This is a genomic window from Streptomyces sp. DH37, assembly GCF_029813835.1.
Classification (GTDB): Bacteria; Actinomycetota; Actinomycetes; order Streptomycetales; family Streptomycetaceae; genus Streptomyces.
In genome coordinates, this window is record NZ_JARVKV010000263.1 from 1 (window position 1) to 268 (window position 268).

Sequence of the window (268 nt, forward strand, 5' to 3'; positions counted from 1 at the left end):
CCAGCCTCGGGGAGATCCGCGGCAGCAGACCGGTGTCGCGCATCCGGTGCAGCAGCGTCTGGGTGCCGTACGTGCCGGCCGCGACCACCACCTTCTCCGCGCGCAGCACCGTGCGCCTCCCCCGGCGGCGTCTGGTGGTGGGCACGGTGGTGACCCGGAAGCCGCCGGCGGGGTCCTCGGTCACCTCCGTCACCGTGGTCATCGGGTGGACGACCGCGCCCGCCTTCTCGGCGAGGTGGAGGTAGTTCTCGGTGAGGGCGTTCTTGGC

Annotated in this window: 1 protein-coding gene; it reads right to left on the bottom strand. The window is 73.1% G+C overall.

Annotation, left to right across the window (positions count from 1 at the left end):
* The coding region (locus QC029_RS30955) for an FAD-dependent oxidoreductase (RefSeq protein ID WP_336621629.1) at positions 1-268 on the bottom strand (268 nt) is incomplete at both ends.